The sequence below is a fragment of the Rhodococcus sp. 06-1460-1B genome (assembly GCF_002258475.1).
GTDB classification, from domain to species: domain Bacteria; phylum Actinomycetota; class Actinomycetes; order Mycobacteriales; family Mycobacteriaceae; genus Rhodococcoides; species Rhodococcoides fascians.
The window spans coordinates 341847-360683 of the sequence record NZ_NOYS01000033.1; the positions used below are offsets into that span (position 1 = coordinate 341847).

Genomic DNA, 18837 nt, shown 5'->3' on the forward strand with positions numbered 1-18837 from the left:
GATGTGCCATTGTTGAGTCGTCGGATCACGCGAACGGCTGGAGACAACTGTGACGGCCTGGTGGCGGTGGTACGGAGCACTCGGCGTACTCGGCTGCATCGCCTACTTCGCGGTGCCCGACTCCGTTTGGTCGCAATCGATCTTCGTCGTGGTCGGGGCGTCCGCCGTCGCCGCCACGATCGTGGGAACGAGGCTCAACCGTCCGCGCAACCGAACCGCCTGGTGGAGCATCGCCGCGGGCACCGCGGTGTGGGTGCTCGGCGACATCGTCTACGAGTGGCTTCACGCCGGCGGAGGCGTCGCGTCCTACCCGTCGCTCGCCGACGCGCTCTACCTCGTCGGCTACCCGATCTACGGTTTCGGACTGTTTCTGCTGGTCCGGCACAAGTGGAGGGCGAGCGAACGCGGCCACATCGCCAACAGCGCTATCGTGATGGTCGCATTCGCACTGCTCACCTGGGTTTTTGCGGTCCAACCATCGCTGGACGGGGACGGTATCTCCGGCGTCGCCGGGCTGGTCGACGTCGCCTATCCCGCGATGGACATCTTTCTGCTCGGGTTGCTCGCCCACTTCGTCGGCTCTCGTCAGTGGCGGGCACTGTCCTACCGACTGCTCACCGCGGCGGTGGTCCTGCTCGTCGTCACCGACACCGCCAACAACTTCTCCATCGTGTCCGATTCCTCGGCCGACCGCTCGCTGCTCGACGCGGGGTGGACGCTGTCCTACGTGCTCATCGGCGTCGCCGCACTCCATCCGTCGATGCGGAGAATCACCAGCCCCACCATCGAATCCGACGCCCATCTGATGGCATCGTTCACCACACCGTCCGTCGTCGTGCTGACCGCCGCCACGCTCACCGCCCCCGCCGTGATGGTCGTCGAAGTCGTGCGCGAGAAACCGATCGCCCAATGGGGGTGGGCGGTCATGCTGTGCGCGGGCATTCTGGTGGTCCTGGTGATCCTGCGCATCACCGACCTGCTGCGACTGCTGCACACCCAGACCGTTCAGCTCCGTGCCGTCGCCGACACCGACCACCTCACCGGGCTGGCCAATCTGCGCGCCCTCGAACACAAGATCTACGGCAACGCCGGTGAATCGACGTTGCTGACGGTCGACATCGACCGCTTCACCGAAATCAACGACACGTTCGGACGGGGCCTCGGAGATCAGGTGTTGGCCGCCGTCGCCACCCGACTGCGCACGGTAGGCGACGACGCGATCCTGTTGGCACGCTTGGCCGGTGACGAATTCGCGTTGTGTGGTGAGTCGGATTCGATGGATCCCGCAGCCCTCGCCCGCGACATACTGGAACAATTCTCGACGCCGTTCGAGGTGGGCAACATGTCGTTGCTCATCGAAGCGAGCGTGGGGGTAGCGACGAACGCCCCGGCGCGCGTCGCCGAGGACGACGCCACACCCGACCGTCTGGTGCAGCGCGCCGACCTCGCCGTGCAGGCCGCGAAGACCGTGCAATCGCGCGTCGCGTACTACGACCGGTCCATGGACCGGGACAAGAGCGAGCAGTTGATCATGCTGGGCGAGCTCACCGCCGCCCTCGCGTCGGATCAACTGAGACTGCGCTATCAGCCCCAGGTCGACCTGGACTCGATGACCGTGGTGGGGGTCGAAGCCCTGCTGCGTTGGCACCACCCGAGCGGAGACATTCTCTCTCCCAGCGCATTTCTGCCCACGGCCGAGCACACCGGACTGATCCGCCCACTGACCCGCTACGTTCTCGAGCAAGCCCTGGCGGAACGACAGCGATGGGCGGCATCGGGCCTGCACCTGCGCATGGCCGTCAACATCTCCACCCGAAACCTGTTCGACGACAGCCTGATCTTCCACGTGTCCCGGGTCCTGTCCGAGTTCGATTGTCCTGCTGAGCAGTTGACCTTGGAGGTGACCGAGAGCTCCGCGATGACCGACCCCGCCGGTGCCACCGAGGTGCTGGCCGGTCTGCACGCCATGGGAGTGCAGGTCGCCATCGACGATTACGGCACGGGCTACAGTTCTCTGGCCTACATCGAGCGCCTCCCGGTCCAGGAACTCAAGATAGATCGAACGTTCGTCAGCGGAATGTCGCACAACGCCACTCACGCCGCCATCGTTCGCTCGACCATCGAACTGGCGCGCACACTGGGGCTGTCGGTGACCGCAGAGGGCGTGGAGGACGAAAGGACGGTATCGGTGTTGCGTGAGCTGCGATGCGGACGGGCGCAGGGCTTCCATCTGGGCCGCCCCACCCCCGGCGAGCACCTGCCCGCCCTCGTCGACGAACTGAACGAGAACCTGAAAACTGTTATCGGAGAACGGATATCATGACCGAAGCCACACTGTCGGTATACGCGGCCATTCGATCTCGCCGCGACGTGCGAGCCGAGTTCGACGGAACCGTCGTCGACGACGACACCTTGCGCCGCATCCTCGGCGCAGCGCATCAGGCACCGAGCGTCGGCAACACCCAGCCCTGGGATTTCGTGGTGGTCCGCAAACCCGACACGTTGAGCGCTTTCGCCGCACACGTCGCCGACTGCCGACAGGACTTCGCGGACAAGCTCGACCCCGAGCGCCGACAGACGTTCGATCCCATCCGTATCGAAGGGATCGAGACCAGCGGCACCGGAGTGGTGGTCACGTACGACCCGAACCGGGGAGGCCCGCACGTCCTCGGCCGCGACACCGTCGACGACACCGGATTGTTCTCGGCAGTACTGGCCATCGAAAACCTCTGGCTCGCAGCGATAGCCGAGAACGTCGGGGTCGGCTGGGTGTCGTTCTACGACGAGGCGTACCTCACCGAACTGCTCGACATCCCCGCCCCGGTGCGTCCGATCGCATGGTTGTGCGTGGGCCCGGTCGAGTCGTTCCAGGAGGTACCGGATCTCGAGCGATTCGGCTGGCGCACGGGGCGTCCACTGGACGATGCCCTGCACTTCGAGCAGTACCGCCGATCGTGAAAACCGCTCTCGCCGCGGCGACGGTCATGTGCCTCCTGCTCGTGGGGTGCTCGTCTGCCCCTGACGAATCCCCCTCGCCCGCAACCACGCCGGCAACAACTCCGGCGGCCGAACCCGCCCAGGCGCCCGATTCTGCCGATCCCGTCGGAACTGTCGTTCCGCTCCCGGGGGCTCCCGAGGGCATCGTCGTGGGGACGTCGGGCATCGCCGCCGCCGGAGTACGCGAGCCCGACGGCGTGGTGCTGTTCGACGCGGCGACGGGTGCCGTCCGGCAGATGGTCCAGACGACGGGCGCACCCCGGCATCTTTCGCTGGCAGGTCCCGACGGCCCGGTCCTGGTCCCGCTCGAAGGCAGTGACGAACTACTCGAAGTGGCGCTGGACGACGGTGCGATCCTGTCCACGGCCACGGGTGTCGGACGGCAGCCGCACGACGCGGTGCTCACCTCCGGCGGCACGATCGTGGCCACCAACGAGATGGGCGGCGGGGTGATCTTCCTGCGCGAGGGATCGGTCTTGTCGGAACTTCCGCCGGGGCCGGTGCAGCCCGGTGGCGCTGCCGCTCTCGGCCCGTACGCCGCCATCGCAGACGTGCAGGGCAACGGTGTGTGGGTCTACGACGGCGCGACCCAGCGGGAGGTGGCGCAGGCCCCGATCGGCGTCAAGCTGACCCACGCCGTGACGGTGAACGAGACAACAGCCGGGTTCGCCGATACCGACGGCGGGACCGTTCTTCTCGCTTCGGTCGACGCTGCGGGGAGTATCCGCCAGACCGCGTCGATCGAGGCCCCGGGTAATCCGTACGGACTTGCCGTCGACCGCGACCGGGCACTGCTGTTCGTGACGTTGACCGCGTCGAATCTGCTGCGCGTGGTCGATGTTTCGGACGTCTCCGCACCGCGAATCCTGGGCGACGTCCCGACCGTGACACAGGCCAACTCCGTTGCCGTGGACCCGCGCACCGGGGACGTTCTGGTGACCGGCAGCGACCCCGGCGCAACGAGTTCGATTCAGATCATCCCCCGCGCCGAGCTACCCGCGGGGTGAGTGATCACCAGCCGTAAGAGCCTGGAATGCCCTTGAACGGGCCGACCACGTCGTCGGTGATCCAGCCCTCGTAAAAACCGCCTTCTTGCGGCCGGACCGCCTCGCCGTCGATTTCGCAGTCGAGTCGGCTGGGTGAGAACGCGAGGTAGCCGGCGATCTCGGCGAACCGCGGTGTCGGGTTCTCGTAGCTCCACCCCGCGGCCGGTGCCACGGCGTCGCCGCCGTGCACGTCCCAGTACGTCGCCGCGCCCTTCCATTCGCAGTGCGTCGACCGGGCCTCGGACGGCGTCAACGCACCCGGAACCATGTCTGCGGGCGAGATGTACCAGGTGGGCGGATGGCTGGTTTCGAGCACTCGGTACGCGGCGGTGGTGCGCGCGACCACCTCGCCGCCGAGCCGGACGACCAGCGAACGGTTGGAGGACTCTAGTCGCGGTGGACGGGGGTAATCCCACACCGACTCCTGACCCGGCTTCGGCTTCTCGGGAACTACGGATCTCGGCAGATTCTGGCTCATCACTCGATGGTGCCACCGGATGTCACGGAGCGTCGACGGGATAGAGATCGTCCACCCGTTCCTCGTCGAGAATCCAGCGATCGACGTAGTCCAATGGTTCGACCGTGCGCACGGATGTGACCGGAATATCGCTCGCCGGCGCATCGACCCGAACGTGCTCGATCAGCGTCTCCTGGGTTCGCGCGCCCGCGGTGTCGCCGTCATGGTCGTCGATGCTCGCGGCGACGGGGGCCGTCAGCCTCCGGGCATCGACCGGAACGTCTGCGATGCTCGACTCGACGTCATCGGGTTGCTCGGTCTTGTGGTGGTGTTGCGCCTCGGCCTTGCCGGTCTGTTCGACCGCATGGACCTGTCCGACTCCACGGGTCTGTTCGGGTTCGGGTGGTTCGGTGTCGCGCGGCAGTTCGGCCGGCACTCGGACGAGGATGCCGAGTCCGTGGGTCGCGGCCAACAGACTGACCGGGGCGACCGTCGCAATGGCGGCCGACAGCGCCGGATGCAGTGTTCCGGCGTCGGAAATGAAGGCGTGCATGGCATTTGCGCCGATACTGACCAGAGCTGCCGTGATCAACACGCCCCAGAAGAAGCGTCGACCACTGCGTTGTTCCTCGAATTGGGCGAGTGCGATGACGGAGATCGTGGCCTGCAGGATGGTGCCGTCGACGATCACCGGCCACAGCCACGACAGTGATCGCGGGACGCCCGCCATCGTGGCGAGATCCCACAGTGCGGCAAAACTCAGCACGAACGACGCGATTCCGATGACGGTGGTGATGACGACCGCACTGACGAGCGTCGCACGCAGGACCTTGTTCATGGGTCGTCATGAAACACGAGACCACCGACAGGTTCCGATCAAGCGGTACGAACGGCTCCGCGGTAGAAGTCTGCGCGATCGTGTGCAGACATTCCGCCCCACACGCCGTACGGCTCGTTCGCTTCGAGTGCGTGCTGACGGCATTGCTCGAGCACCGGGCATCGGCCGCAGACCTGCTTGGCGGTCTTTTCCCGAGTGGCGCGGGCACGGCCTCGCTCCCCCTCGGGATGGAAGAACACGGACGAGTCGAGACCACGACACAGACCGTCGAGTTGCCAGTCCCAGACATCTGCATTGGGAACGGGAAGTTGGACCGGCCTGGCGGGTGCGCCTCGCACCATGAGCTGTCTCCTCACTGAAAAGTGAACAAGCTCACCTTCTCGCATTCGTCGTACTTTTACAAGTCCTTTCGGTCATTCGTAGTACTTAAAATCAAGCGCGCTTGCTTGGAATATGCACTTACCGGACACTCCGCCCCGGACCTCTGCCCTGTTTCGGCCCACGGGTGTGGATCAATGTCCCATTGCCGCACTCTGAGCGACTGAATCCCGCATTGATCCGAACCCGGGTGGGGAGCAAGAGGGCAGAGGCAGGCAGCACTCAGTGGCTTTCGGACATTCCTGCGCGTTTTTCGAGTTCGACGAGGACGTGTTCGGCGATTTTGGTCGGCGGCGGGCCGATGTCGAGGACGATGGCGTTCTCGTCGTCGCCGAGGGGTTCCAGTGTCGAGATCTGGGTGTCGAGCAGCGAGGACGGCATGAAGTGGTCCATCCGTGCATTCAGACGTCCGCTGATTCGGTCCTTGGTTCCGGCCAGGTGCACGAAGATCACCGGCGCCCCGTCCCTGGCTCCTGCGCTCAGTACGTCCCGATACGACCGTTTGAGTGCCGAGCACGTCACGATTCCCGATCGTCCCGTGCTGGTGTGGTCGGTGATCCACTCGGCGATGATGTCGAGCCACGGCCATCGGTCCTCGTCGGTCAGGGGCTGACCCGACGCCATCTTCGCGACGTTGGCGTCCGGGTGCAGGTCGTCGCCCTCTTGGAGGTCCCATTTCAAGGCTCCGGCGAGGATGCCTGCCACGGTGGATTTGCCCGATCCGGATACCCCCATCACCACGAGAACCGGATGTTGCGCTCTGCCTGTCTTCTCTGCTGCCATGCCTCGATACTGCTCCATCCGGTGCACCGGGATCGGACAGACGCGAGAAACCGGGCAACCCGTGGGACGATCGATCGGACATGACCGAGACCAACGATTTCCGCCAACTCCACGATTCGGTGCTCGACGAGCTCGGGCGCGACATCGTGAGTGGCGCGATCCCGAGCGGCACCCGAATCTCGGCCGACGACGTCGCCGTGCGGTTCGCCGTATCGCGAACAGTGGTGCGCGAAGTCGTTCGTGTTCTCGAGTCATTGGGCCTGCTCACCGTTCGGCGTCGCGTCGGCATCACGGTGCTCGGTTCGCAGAACTGGAATTCTCTCGACCCGGTGGTCATCCGCTGGCAACTGGCCGGGCCTGCCCGCGCCGAGCAGCTGCTGCTGCTCAGCGAACTGCGGTCCGGTATCGAACCTTTGGCAGCCAAACTCGCTGCCCACCGAGCCACCCCCGAACACTGTGGGGCGCTGACCGCTGCCGTCATCGGAATGTCGTCGACGTCGCGGTCCGCGGACTCGGAGGCCTACCTCGAACACGACTGCAACTTTCACCGCACGCTGCTGGAGGCGTCGGGCAATCCCATGTTGCGGTCGATGTCGGACATCGTCGTCGAGGTACTCGCCGGACGCACCCGCCATGCCTTGATGTCGCGGCAAGCAGACCCCGAGGCCATCCGGTTGCACGGCGTGGTCGCATCCTCCATCCAGTCCGGTGACGCAGACGCCGCCCAGCGAGCGATGTTGGCCATCGTCACCAAGTCCGCGAGGTCGATGTCGGCTGCTTCCGGTGTGACGCCGTCGCCCGGTCTGGTTCCCGACCAGCAGTGATGCACCGGACGCACGAAGCCAGGTACGCCGAGACGAGGTTCATCGCCTAGATTCGACGCGTGACTGCTCTCGAATTGCCGCTCGAACTTCGCCGCGCACTCGTCGGAGTCGCTCGGACTCCGCGTTTGCTCGTCGCGTCCGATTACGACGGAACCATGGCTCCGATCGTCTCCGACCCGCAGAAGGCCTTCCCGCACCCCGAGTCCGTCAGCGCCATGCGCGGGCTCGCCTCCCTCGCCGGCACCAACGCTGCGGTCATCTCCGGCCGCGCTCTTCGCGATCTCGCGATCCTCTCGCGATTGCCGTCCGAGGTGCAGCTCGTGGGTAGCCACGGCAGCGAGTTCGACGCCGGGTTCGTCAACGCCATCGACGACGATGCCAAGAAGCTCCTCACCGTCATCACCGGCGAGATCCAAGCCATCGCCGACGCCCATCCGGGCGTGAGTATCGAAACCAAGCCGGCCAGCGTCGCACTGCACGTCCGCAACGCCGAGACTGCTGCGGGCGAGGAAGCCCTGGCCGCCGTGCGTTCCGGTGCTGCCGCACGCGACGGCGTCCAGGTGACCGAGGGCAAGTCCGTCATCGAGCTGGCCGTCATCATCACCGACAAGGGCGTCGCCCTCGATATCCTCAGGCATCAGGAAGCCTCCACTGCTGCAGTCTTTTTCGGCGACGACGTCACCGACGAGAAGGCATTCGGCCACCTGCACGGCCCCGACATCGGGGTCAAGATCGGACCGGGCGACACCCTCGCCGAGTTCCGCATCGACAGCACCGAGCACGTGGCACTGGCCTTGGCGTTCCTGCTCGAGGAGCGTCGGCAGTGGCTCTCCGGAGCCGACGCTCCGCGCATCGAACGACTGACGATGTTGGCCAGCCCCAACGCCGTCGCGCTGCTCACTCCCGATGCCGACGTCACCTGGCTCTGTCACCCCGAGCCCGATTCGGCAGCGGTGTTCGCGCACCTCCTCGGCGGCGATCAGGCCGGACACTTCAGCATCGGACCCGTCCGCGCATCGCTTCCGTTGAGCCAGCAGTACGTGGACGGCACGATGACCGTGCAGACCAAGTGGGCCAGCCTGCAGGTCACCGACTACCTGCCGCACGACATCGGCCAGGGCCAGACCGCGCTGACCCGCGTCATCACCGGCAAGGCACCGGCCATCGTCACGTTCGCGCCGCGTCCGGAGTTTGGAAAGGCTTGGGCGTCACTGGAACCCGACGTCGACGGACTGCGCATCCTCGGCACCGCGGACCCGATGGTCCTGCGCAGCCCCGGTGTCACCTGGAACATCGTCTCCGACGGATCCCAGCAGTCCGCCCACGCCGAGGTCGAACCGTCGAACGGGCCGATCGTTCTCGAATTGCGGCTCGGCACAGACGATCTGAGCGAGCACCCGTGGCCCGAGGTCGAACGGCGTCGAGCATCGGAGTCGTACTGGAAGGACTGGGCCGACGGCCTGAATCTGCCGCCGCTCAAGCGCGATCTGATGAAGCGGTCCGCCCTGACTCTGCGCGGGCTCGTGCACTCCGAGTCCGGCTCGATCATGGCCGCCGCCACCACGTCATTGCCCGAAGACATCGGTGGAGTGCGCAACTGGGACTACCGATACTGCTGGCTGCGCGACGCAGCATTGACCGCGACCGCATTGGTCGACGTCGGATCGACAGCCGAGGCCGAGAACTACCTCTCGTGGATTCACGGGGTACTCGAATCGGTGTCGGGACCCGAACGCCTGCACCCGCTCTACACCATCTGGGGCCTGGGCCTGCCGCCCGAGGCCGTCATCGACGAGCTGCCCGGCTACGCCGGATCGCGTCCGGTCCGCGTGGGAAACGCTGCCAACCAACAGGTTCAGCTCGACGTCTTCGGCCCCATCGTCGAATTGGTGTCCGCCCTCGCACACGCCCGCAAAGCCGCGGGGTCCGAGAACGGCCTCTCCGACGACGACTGGGACCTCGTCCGCGCGATGGTCGAAGCCGTCGAGCGACGCTGGTTCGAGCCCGATCACGGCATCTGGGAAATCCGAGACAATCCCCGCCACCACGTCTACTCGAAGGTGATGGGCTGGACGACGGTGGACCGCGCCATCGGTCTGGCCGAAACCTTCGGCCGCACAGCCGAATCGAGCTGGTCCGAGCTTCGTGACACCATCCGAGAAGAAGTGCTCGCCAACGGCTGGAACGACGAGGTGCAGTCCTTCACCGCCGCATACGACGGCACCGACCTCGACGCGGCGACGCTGTACATCGGCCTGTCCGGACTGATCGAGCCGTCGGACCCGCGTTTCGCAGCCACCGTCACTGCAACCGAAGCCGAACTGCGCAGTGGATCGACGGTCTACCGCTACCGCCACGACGACGGTCTGCCCGGCGGCGAAGGCGGATTCCACCTGTGCGCAGCGTGGCTCGTCGAGGCATACCTGCTGGTGGGCCAACGCGCCGAGGCCGAGGCTCTGTTCGCTCAACTCGTCAGCGCCGCCGGACCGACCGGACTGCTCAGTGAGGAATACGACCCGATTGCCGAACGATCGCTCGGCAACCACCCCCAGGCCTACAGTCACCTGGGTCTACTGCGCTGCGCGAGATTGCTCAGCGCTCAGCCCGTCTGACCCCCGCCCCCGCCCCGCGCACCCGGTTCACTCCTCCCCAGTTGGGATCAATGCGCCTTTGTTGCACTCAGACTGACTGAAACCCACATTGATCCCAAATGGGGCGCAAATCTGGAGTGAGCGCGCGAGGACAGCTCAGGCGATTGCGGGCGGTTGATCCGGCGGCGGTGCTGCGGTGCGGCCGCGGAAGAGTTCGGTCGGGAGGGTTTCGGCGGCGACGATGCCCGAATGCGAGGACGAGAGCACCAGTTTGCCTGCGCGGCGGCCTTTTTCCTCGGCGTCCTGGCGCACGGTGGTCAGGTTCTCGCGAATGGCGTCGGAGATGCCGTCGAATCCGGTGACCGAGAGTTGGCTCGGCACATCGATTCCCGAGACTCTGGCGAAGTTGAGTGCACCGAGGGCGATGACGTCGGTGGTGCAGAGCAGTGCGGTGGTCTCGCGGTTGGCCTGTAGTGCCTGGGCTGCGGCGGAGTGGCCGGAGCGCACGGTGTGGTCGAATCGTTCGACGACGGTGAGGGTGTCGGGGTCGAGTCCGGCGTCGATCATGGCGGCCTGGACTCCGGCGATGCGTTCACGTTGGACGTGGAAGTGACTGTCGGCCAGCCGTCCCGGGGGTACGACGCCATCGCGGCGGTCGCGTCCGAGCCGCATGCACAGCACTGCAAGATGTTCGTGTCCCAGCGAGATCAGATGTGCGGCGAGCATTTTCATGGCGACGCGGTCGTCGATTGCGACGAGGGCGGCCTCGGGGATGTTGCGGGGTTGGTCGCACACGACGATGGGTAGGTGTCGTTCGCGCACTGCGGCCAGGTAGGGGTCGTCGTCGGCGACGGAGTAGACGACGAATCCGTCGACTCCTGCTTGTTGGACGACGGCTGCGGCTTGGACGTCGTCGCGTTCGGCTCCGGCGGGGATGAGCAGCAGTCCTTGTCCTGCGGCCTCGCAGGATTCGGCGAGACCGGCGAGGAAGCTCATGGCGGCGGGGTCGCGGAAGGAGTAGCTGAGGGCTTCGGTGAGCAGTAGTCCGATGGCTCCGGCTTTGCGGGTGCGCAGCGATCGCGCGACCGGGTCCGGGCCTGCGTAACCGCGTCGCTTGGCTGCCTGGAGGACGCGTTCGCGCAGTTCGGGCGAGAGTTGATCGGGTCGGTTGTAGGCGTTCGAGACGGTGGTTCGCGATACCTTCAGCTCGGCTGCGATCGACGCCAACGTCGCTTGACGTCGGGGCTCGCTTGACCTGGCCATAACCGGGACGTTAGTCCCACACCACGCTGCAGTGAAAATCGAGGTTGGGCTCGTCCGATTCGATACCGAGCCCGCCCGAGAGCTAGAGTACAACGGTAACGGTTTCCATTAGCGTCAAGCCCTGCCTTCAGGAGTACATCGATGTCGTCCTTCCACCGCCCGTCTCGGGTCAAGAGCTCGGCCCTCATCGGCCTGACCTGCGCTGCCGCGCTGGCACTGACCGCGTGCAGCTCGAACGAGCCGACGAGCACCGAGTCCGCGCCGGCCAACCCCGTCGACGGTCCGATCACAATCGTCGCGTCCACGAACGTGTGGGGCAGCGTTGCCGAGGCCGTTGCGGGCGACCTGGCCACCGTGAAGTCGATCATCGCCGACCCATCGGCAGATCCGCACTCGTACGAGGCGAGCCCCGGTGACGCCGCCGCGGTTGCCGAGGCGTCCTTGGTGGTCTACAACGGCGGTGGCTACGACCAGTTCATCGAGGACATCCTCGGCTCCGAGGGCAAGGACGTGCCGTCCGTCGATGCCTTCACGTTGCTCGACGCGGACCACGATCACGACTCCGAGACGACGTCCGAGGCAGCAACAGAGTCCGCAACCGAGCCCGCGGCAGAAGACGGCCACTCGCACGGTGAGGTCAACGAACACGTCTGGTACAACGCCGAGGTCGCAGCGCACACCGCCGAGGAGATCGCCGACAAGCTCGGCCAGCTCGACCCGGACAACGCCGCGCAGTACACCGCCAACGCCGAAACGTTCCACGAGCAGATCCACGCGATCACCGACGTGACGGACCGGATCGCCGCCGAGTTCCCGAACGCACCGGTGGCCCAGACCGAACCGATCGCGCACTACCTCCTCGAGGAATCCGATCTCGACGACCGCACTCCCGAGGACTTCAAGGATGCCATCGAGGAGGGCAACGACCCGTCGCCCGCATCGATCGCCGCGACACGGGATCTGTTCACGTCCAAGTCCGTCCGCGCGCTGGTCTACAACACTCAGACCGAAGACGCTGTCACACAGGACATTCGCACCACCAGTGAGGCTGCGGGCATCCCCGTCGTCGAGGTCACCGAGACTCTGCCCGCCGGGATGACGTTCATCGAGTGGCAGACCAAGGCAGCGACGGACCTGCAGGCCGCGCTCAGCACCAACCCGTGAGCCGATCCGCCTCCCGATCGGTGGGCAGCTGATGGAAAGCTGTAACGCATGCCTGCTGTAGAACTGCGCGATGCCGGACTGGCCTTCGGCGACCGCACACTCTGGCAGAACCTGGATCTGTCGGTCGCGGCGGGCGAGTTCGTCGCCGTCCTCGGCCCCAACGGGTCGGGCAAGACGTCGTTGCTCAAGGTGCTGCTCGGTCAGAACCACCTCACGTCCGGCACCGCGTCGATCGGCGGCAGTCCCGTTCGCCGCGGCCAGTCGGGCGTGGGGTACGTCCCCCAGCAACGCAACATCGACGACGATCTGCCGCTGCGCGGACGCGATCTCGTCGGTCTCGGCTGGGACGGCCACAAATGGGGCATGGGACTGCGCGGCATGCGGCAGCGCAAGGAAACGGTGCAGCGCGCCATCGATCAGGTCGACGCCAATTCCTTCGCCGGCGCACCGGTCGGCTCGATGTCCGGTGGTGAACAACAGCGACTGCGGATCGCCCAGGCACTCGTCGGCGATCCGTCGGTACTGCTGTGCGACGAGCCCCTGCTGAGCCTCGACCTCGCCAACCAATCGTTGGTCTCCGGCCTCATCGATCGCCGACGGCGGGAGCACGACACAGCCGTGCTGTTCGTGACGCACGAGATCAACCCGATCCTTCCGCTCGTCGACCGCGTCGTCTACATCGTCGACGGCCGGTTCCGGATCGGGACTCCCGAGGACGTCATGACCACCGAGGTGTTGTCGGAGCTGTACGGCACCGAGGTCGAGGTGTTGAAGGTTCGCGGTCGGCTCGTCGTCGTCGGAACCGGCGACTCGATCGATGCGCTCGGCTCGGCCGGTGCCCACCACCCACCCGTACCGCACGACGGAGAAGACAAGGCATGAACGAGAAGGTTCTCGACGCATTCTCGAAAATGCTCGACTTCGACACCACGGCGAATCTGCTGAGCTACGACTTCGTTCAGCAGGCGTTGATCGCCGCTGCCATTCTCGGATTGCTCGCCGGCGCGCTCGGACCGCTCATCGTCAGTAGGCAGTGGGCCTTCGCGGTGCACGGATCGAGTGAACTCTCCCTTACCGGTGCGTCCGCTGCACTGCTCGTCGGTATCACCGTCGGACTCGGTGCCATCGTCGGATCCGTCGTCGCCGCGGTGATGTTCGCCTTGCTCGGCAACAAGGCCCGCGACCGCGACTCGGTCATCGGCGTCATCATGTCGTTCGGTCTCGGCCTGTCGGTGCTGTTCATCTGGCTGTACCCGGGCCGGACCGGCACCAGCTTCTCGTTGCTCATCGGCCAGATCGTCGGCGTCGGGCAGAGCGGAATCCAGCTGCTGCTGGTGTGCGCCGTTCTCGTGCTGATCGTCCTCACCGTGGTCTACCGCCCGCTGCTGTTCGCCAGCACCGACCCCGAGGTGGCACTGGCCCGCGGCGTCCCCGTCCGCGCGCTCTCGGTCGTGTTCGCCGTACTCGTCGGTGTTGCCTGTGCACTCGGCGTGCAGATCGTGGGCGCGCTGCTGGTGCTCTCACTGCTCATCACGCCTGCCGCGGCCGCCGCGCGGGTCACGGCCAGCCCGCTGAAGGCGACGCTGCTGTCCATCCTGTTCGCCGAGATCGCCGCTGTCGGTGGCATCTTGCTCTCGCTCGCCCCGGGCCTCCCGGTCTCGACTTTCGTCACGACCATCTCGTTCGTCATCTACCTCGTGTGCCGCGGCATCGGGGCAACCCGCAAGGCCAATTCCGGTCGGCTCGTCGCCGCCTAGACTGTCCAGGGTGACGGCCATCGATCTCAACGCCGATCTCGGCGAAAGCTACGGTGCGTGGACTCTGGGCGACGACGACGCGATGCTCGCAGTGGTGTCCAGTGCCAACGTCGCGTGCGGCTTTCACGCCGGTGATCCGACCACTCTGCTGCGCACCTGCCGCTCTGCTGCGAACGCAGGCGTGCGGATCGGGGCTCAGATCGGCTATCAGGACCTCGCCGGATTCGGTCGACGCTTTCTCGACGTCGCCCCCGCAGACCTCACCGCCGACGTGATCTACCAGATCGGTGCCCTCGACGGCCTTGCCCGAGTGGCCGGTTCGGCCGTCGCGTACGTCAAACCGCACGGGGCGCTGTACAACGCGATCGTGCATCACCGCGAGCAAGCGAAAGCCGTCGCCGAGGCAGTCGCCGCGTACGACCCGCACCTGCCGGTACTCGGACTGCCCGGTTCGGCATTCCTCGACGAAGCCGAACGCGTCGGGTTACGCACGGTCGCAGAGGCTTTCGCCGATCGCGCCTACACCCCACAGGGAACTCTGGTCTCGCGCTCGGAACCGGGAGCCGTCCTCGGCGATCCCGAGGCGGTCGCCCACCGGGTACTGACGATGATCACCGACGGTACGGTCGAAGCAGTGGACGGCACAACGGTCGAAGTCCGCGCCGAATCGATCTGCTTGCACGGCGACTCCCCCGGCGCGGTGGCGATGGCGAATGCCGTGCGGGACCTGTTGCGCGCCAACGCTGTCGATATCGCTTCCTTCGTCTGATGCGCCTCCTCCCCGCAGGCGAGAACGCGCTGCTGATCGAGTTCGCCGACCTGCCCGAGACCATGTCGTACCACCGGTCCATGGTCCGCGAACAGCCGGACGCGGTCGTCGATCTGGTCCCTGCCGCCCGCACCGTACTGGTGATCTTCGACGGGGCACCGGCACCGATACTCGAGTGGGTCGCGGCGCTGGAACCCGCTGTCGACGACCCCACTGCCGCATCCGAGGCGGTCACGATTCCCGTCACCTACGACGGCGCAGATCTCGACGACGTCGCTCGCCTGACGGGCCTGTCCATCGCCGAAGTGGTTGCAGCGCATACAGAACAGACCTGGACGGTCGCGTTCGGCGGCTTCGCGCCCGGCTTCGGCTACCTCGTCGGCACCGACACCCGACTGCACGTGCCGCGGCGTGATTCACCGCGCACCAGCGTCCCGGCAGGCGCAGTGGGTCTGGCCGGCGAGTTCTCCGGCATCTACCCGCGATCCTCACCCGGGGGATGGCAGTTGATCGGCCGCAGCGACGTGACGCTGTGGGACAGTGAGCGCACTCCACCGGCACTGCTCACACCCGGCACCACCGTCCGATTCGAGTCGACATGAAGGCCCTGACCGTCCTGCAGACGGGTCCGCTGTGCACCGTCCAGGATCGTGGACGACGTGGCCACGCGGCGGTGGGCGTCGGACGATCCGGTGCAGCGGATCTCCGTTCACACGATGCGGCAAACCGTCTGGTGGGCAACGACTCCGGGGCCGCCACCCTGGAAGTGACGTTCGGTGGCCTGCAGGTCCGAGCCGAGTTCGACGCCGTCATGGCCGTCACCGGAGCGCACGTGATCTGCCGCGTGGACGGCACCGTGCAGGGACTGCATTCGACGCTCGTGGTCCGAGCCGGGCAGACGTTGGAATTATCAACGCCCACAAGCGGTCTGCGCAGCTACGTTGCCGTGCGAGGCGGAATAGACGTTCCCGCCGTCCTGGGCAGTCGTGCGACGGACACGATGTCGGGACTCGGACCCGCAGTGGTCTCCCCCGGCACCGTTCTGCCCGTCGGCGACGAGAAAGCCAAGTGGCCAGCAGCAGAGTTCATTCCGCCGCCCGTCTTCCCGCAGACCCTGCACATCACGTTCGGCCCGCGCGAGGACTGGTTCACCGAGCACGCCCGATCGGTTCTGGTGCAGCAGCCATGGACGGTCACGCAGGATTCGGATCGCGTCGGCATCAGGCTCGACGGCGTGCAGCCCTTGGCCCGCGCGGTCGACGACGAATTGCCCAGCGAGGGAATGGTTCTCGGGGCACTGCAGGTACCGCCATCGGGACAGCCGGTGTTGTTTCTCGCCGACCATCCCGTCACGGGCGGCTATCCGGTGATCGCCGTCGTCACCACGAACGATATGTCCACCGCTGCGCAATTGACCCCGGGAACGCGGATCCAGTTCCGCGCTGCCGGTTGATCAGGCCCCGCGCAACCTCACACCCTTCTTCTCGACCTCACACGCCCACTCGAGTCATAGCAGGGGTGTGAGGTTCACACAGAGGGGTGTGAACCTCAGCCTCGACGCTGACGCGCGATGTCGGCCAGCACGACGCCCGCAGCGACGGATGCGTTGAGCGATTCCACCGGCCCGGCCATCGGGATCGACAGGATGTGGTCGCAGGTCTCGCTGACCAGACGCGAGAGGCCCTTGCCCTCGGATCCGACGACGATGACGACCGGGCCCTTACCGTCGAAGGTGTCGAGGTCGGTGTCGCCGCCTGCGTCGAGGCCGACGACAGTGACGCCCTTGGACTGCCAATCCTTCAGTGTGCGAGTCAGATTGACCGCCCGCGCGATGGGCAGTCGGGCTGCGGCACCGGCGCTGGTGCGCCATGCCACCGCCGACACGCTGGCGCTGCGACGCTGCGGAATCACGACGCCGTGACCACCGAACGCGGCCACCGAACGCACGACGGCACCGAGGTTGCGCGGGTCGGTGATGTTGTCGAGCGCCACGAGCAGAGCGGGCTCCTGGTGCGTGCGCGCGTTCGAGATCAGATCGTCGGGGTGCGCGTAGCGGTACGGCGGCACCTGCAGGGCCAGGCCCTGGTGCAGTCCGTTGGCGCTGAGCTTGTCCAGATCGGAGCGGGGAACTTCGAGGATGGAGATCCGTGCGTCGCCTGCGCGCTGCACGGCTTCCTTGAGTCGATCGTCACTGTCGGTGCCGACGGCAACCCACAGGGCGGTGGCGGGCACGCCTGCACGCAGGCACTCGACGACCGGGTTGCGCCCGAGTACCACCTCGGGACCGTCTTCGGCCTTACGTCCGGCCGGGCGTCCACCCGCGCGTCCTCCGGTGGTACCGCCGCGGTTCTGCGCGGACTTCTCGGCGAGCTTGGCTCGACGCGCTGCGGGATGCTTGGTGCGCTCGGAGGCGGGGGGTGTTGCGCCGCGGCCCTCGAGGCCTTTGCGACGCTTGCCTCCGGATCCGGCGACCTGTCCCTTCTTGGTGCCGTCCTTGCGGATTGCGCCGCGCCTACTCGAATTGCCTGCCATCACAAACCTGCTTCGTCGGTCTTGCTCGTACCCAGCGACCATTCGGGCCCGTTGGGTGTATCTGTCACATCGACTCCGGCCTGCGCCAGTCGATCGCGTATCTCGTCGGCGACGGCCCAGTCCTTGGTCGCCTTCGCCGTTGCTCGACGCTCCAGCTCGGCCTCGACGAGAACGCCGAGTGCACCGAGAGCTGCTGCGTCCGAACCACTGTCGCTCGACCAGTGCGGATCGAGGGGGTCGACACCGAGGATGTCGAGCATCGCCCGCACGCTGCCCGCATGCTCCACGGCTGCCGGTAGGTCACCGGACTCGAGGGCGGTGTTGCCGAGGGTGACGGTGGCGTGAATCTCGGCCAACGCTTTGGGCACTCCGAGATCGTCGTCGAGAGCCGCGGCAAATCCGGCGGTCCACTTGCCCATCGGTACGTCACCGGCACGTTCGACGGCTCGCCGGACGAATCCTTCGATGCCACGGTACGTCACCGCCGCGGTCTCGAGCGCAGTGTCGGAGTATTCCAGCATCGAGCGATAGTGCGCGCCACCGAGGTAGAACCGAAGTTCTTGTGGCCGAACCTTTTTGAGCACGTTGGGTACCGAGAGGACGTTGCCGAGAGACTTGGACATCTTCTCGCCGCCCATCGTCACCCAGCCGTTGTGCAACCAGTAGCGCGAGAAGCCGTCGCCGGCGGCCATGGATTGGGCTCGCTCGTTCTCGTGATGCGGAAACACGAGATCGAGACCGCCACAGTGGATGTCGAAGTCCGGACCGAGGTACGTCTCCGCCATCGCCGAGCACTCGAGATGCCAGCCGGGACGGCCTGGGCCCCACGGCGTCGGCCACGAGGGCTCGCCGGGCTTGGCACCCTTCCACAGCGTGAAGTCGCGAGGATCGCGCTTGCCCTCGGCAACGCTCTCGCCCTGGTGTACGTCGTCGAGCTTGTGACCGGACAACGCGCCGTAACTCGGGAAACTCTGTACGTCGAAGTACACGTCTCCGCACGAATCGGCATACGCGTGCCCACGCTCGATCAGCCGCTCGATCATCTGGACCATCTGAGTGATGTGGCCCGTCGCACGCGGTTCGGCGGACGGCGGCAGCACACCGAGCCGGTCGTAGGCCCAGGTGAACGAACGCTCGTACGTTGCCGCCCACTCCCACCACGGACGACCGGCGTCGCGCGCCTTGTTCAGGATCTTGTCGTCGATGTCGGTCACGTTGCGAACGAAAGCGACGTCGTAGTCGTGTGCCAACAGCCAGCGGCGCAGGACGTCGAACGCCACTCCGCTGCGTACGTGGCCGATGTGAGGCTCACCCTGCACCGTCGCCCCACACAGGTACACCGATACATGGCCAGGGACCAAGGGGGTGAATTCCCGCAGGGCCCTCGTCTCGGTGTCGTGTAGGTGAAGGGTCACGACCAGCAATGCTACCGGTGGTT

At 66.3% G+C, this 18837-nt stretch carries 18 protein-coding genes; 11 read left to right on the forward strand and 7 right to left on the reverse strand.

Annotated features, from left to right (window positions below; genetic code table 11):
* Positions 1-49: 49 nt before the first annotated feature.
* Genes CH268_RS19965 through CH268_RS19975 form a run of 3 tightly spaced genes read left to right on the forward strand, consistent with a single transcriptional unit; the run spans position 50 to position 4004 of the window.
* On the forward strand, positions 50-2323 hold the full coding sequence (locus CH268_RS19965; protein ID WP_094665673.1) for a putative bifunctional diguanylate cyclase/phosphodiesterase: 2274 nt from the start codon (positions 50-52) through the stop codon (positions 2321-2323).
* Between the two features lie 11 nt (positions 2324-2334).
* On the forward strand, positions 2335-2958 hold the full coding sequence (bluB, locus tag CH268_RS19970) for a 5,6-dimethylbenzimidazole synthase (protein ID WP_176456706.1): 624 nt from the start codon (positions 2335-2337) through the stop codon (positions 2956-2958).
* Positions 2955-4004, forward strand: coding sequence for a hypothetical protein (locus CH268_RS19975; RefSeq protein WP_255182455.1), 1050 nt, complete (start codon positions 2955-2957; stop codon positions 4002-4004). Before bluB ends, CH268_RS19975 begins: the two co-directional genes overlap by 4 nt.
* Before the next feature lie 4 nt (positions 4005-4008).
* Here the strand turns inward: CH268_RS19975 and CH268_RS19980 are convergent, their stop codons facing one another.
* The 4 genes from CH268_RS19980 to CH268_RS19995 all read right to left on the reverse strand — a co-directional run bounded on the left by CH268_RS19980 (position 4009) and on the right by CH268_RS19995 (position 6499).
* Positions 4009-4521: a DUF427 domain-containing protein gene (locus CH268_RS19980; RefSeq protein WP_094665674.1), complete on the reverse strand. Its 513-nt coding sequence runs from the start codon at positions 4519-4521 to the stop codon at positions 4009-4011.
* A gap of 22 nt (positions 4522-4543) precedes the next feature.
* Complete coding sequence (locus CH268_RS19985) at positions 4544-5338, reverse strand: DUF2637 domain-containing protein (RefSeq protein ID WP_094665675.1); 795 nt, start codon at positions 5336-5338, stop codon at positions 4544-4546.
* Between the two features lie 38 nt (positions 5339-5376).
* Positions 5377-5679 (reverse strand): WhiB family transcriptional regulator, encoded by a 303-nt coding sequence (locus CH268_RS19990; protein ID WP_032364923.1) that lies wholly within the window; start codon positions 5677-5679, stop codon positions 5377-5379.
* 259 nt (positions 5680-5938) lie between these two features.
* Complete coding sequence (locus CH268_RS19995) at positions 5939-6499, reverse strand: gluconokinase (protein ID WP_094665717.1); 561 nt, start codon at positions 6497-6499, stop codon at positions 5939-5941.
* A gap of 80 nt (positions 6500-6579) precedes the next feature.
* Here CH268_RS19995 and CH268_RS20000 point away from each other — a divergent pair, with 80 nt between their 5' ends.
* Both CH268_RS20000 and otsB read left to right on the forward strand, forming a co-directional pair.
* Positions 6580-7323 carry a FadR/GntR family transcriptional regulator gene (locus tag CH268_RS20000; protein WP_027494331.1) on the forward strand — a complete coding sequence of 248 codons (744 nt, stop codon included), beginning with the start codon at positions 6580-6582 and terminating at the stop codon, positions 7321-7323.
* A 59-nt stretch (positions 7324-7382) separates the two neighbouring features.
* Positions 7383-9935 carry a trehalose-phosphatase gene (otsB, locus tag CH268_RS20005; RefSeq protein WP_094665676.1) on the forward strand — a complete coding sequence of 851 codons (2553 nt, stop codon included), beginning with the start codon at positions 7383-7385 and terminating at the stop codon, positions 9933-9935.
* A 135-nt stretch (positions 9936-10070) separates the two neighbouring features.
* On the opposite strand, the gene CH268_RS20010 is transcribed toward otsB, so the two are convergent.
* On the reverse strand, positions 10071-11177 hold the full coding sequence (locus tag CH268_RS20010; RefSeq protein WP_094665677.1) for a LacI family DNA-binding transcriptional regulator: 1107 nt from the start codon (positions 11175-11177) through the stop codon (positions 10071-10073).
* 141 nt (positions 11178-11318) lie between these two features.
* Between CH268_RS20010 and CH268_RS20015 the strand changes: the two genes are divergently transcribed.
* From CH268_RS20015 to CH268_RS20040, 6 genes are read left to right on the forward strand one after another with little or no spacing between them, the layout of a single operon-like run.
* Positions 11319-12341 (forward strand): metal ABC transporter solute-binding protein, Zn/Mn family, encoded by a 1023-nt coding sequence (locus CH268_RS20015; protein WP_032364920.1) that lies wholly within the window; start codon positions 11319-11321, stop codon positions 12339-12341.
* A gap of 48 nt (positions 12342-12389) precedes the next feature.
* Entirely contained in the window at positions 12390-13223 is an 834-nt protein-coding gene (locus CH268_RS20020; RefSeq protein ID WP_027494335.1) for a metal ABC transporter ATP-binding protein, read from the forward strand.
* Complete coding sequence (locus tag CH268_RS20025; protein WP_032364918.1) at positions 13220-14098, forward strand: metal ABC transporter permease; 879 nt, start codon at positions 13220-13222, stop codon at positions 14096-14098. The genes CH268_RS20020 and CH268_RS20025 overlap by 4 nt, the downstream gene beginning before the upstream one ends.
* A 10-nt stretch (positions 14099-14108) precedes the next feature.
* The gene (locus tag CH268_RS20030; protein ID WP_094665678.1) at positions 14109-14867 is read left to right on the forward strand and encodes a LamB/YcsF family protein; all 759 of its coding nucleotides are present in this window, start codon (positions 14109-14111) and stop codon (positions 14865-14867) included.
* Positions 14867-15469, forward strand: a complete 603-nt coding sequence (locus CH268_RS20035) for a 5-oxoprolinase subunit B family protein (RefSeq protein WP_094665679.1) — start codon at positions 14867-14869, stop codon at positions 15467-15469. Before CH268_RS20030 ends, CH268_RS20035 begins: the two co-directional genes overlap by 1 nt.
* Positions 15466-16320, forward strand: a complete 855-nt coding sequence (locus CH268_RS20040) for a biotin-dependent carboxyltransferase family protein (protein WP_094665680.1) — start codon at positions 15466-15468, stop codon at positions 16318-16320. Before CH268_RS20035 ends, CH268_RS20040 begins: the two co-directional genes overlap by 4 nt.
* 95 nt (positions 16321-16415) lie before the next feature.
* Here CH268_RS20040 and rlmB read toward each other — a convergent pair whose 3' ends face one another.
* Together rlmB and cysS are read right to left on the reverse strand one after the other, a co-directional pair.
* Complete coding sequence (gene rlmB / locus CH268_RS20045; protein ID WP_032373657.1) at positions 16416-17399, reverse strand: 23S rRNA (guanosine(2251)-2'-O)-methyltransferase RlmB; 984 nt, start codon at positions 17397-17399, stop codon at positions 16416-16418.
* The gene (gene cysS, locus CH268_RS20050) at positions 17399-18814 is read right to left on the reverse strand and encodes a cysteine--tRNA ligase (RefSeq protein ID WP_094665718.1); all 1416 of its coding nucleotides are present in this window, start codon (positions 18812-18814) and stop codon (positions 17399-17401) included. The genes rlmB and cysS overlap by 1 nt, the downstream gene beginning before the upstream one ends.
* Positions 18815-18837: the final 23 nt, after the last annotated feature.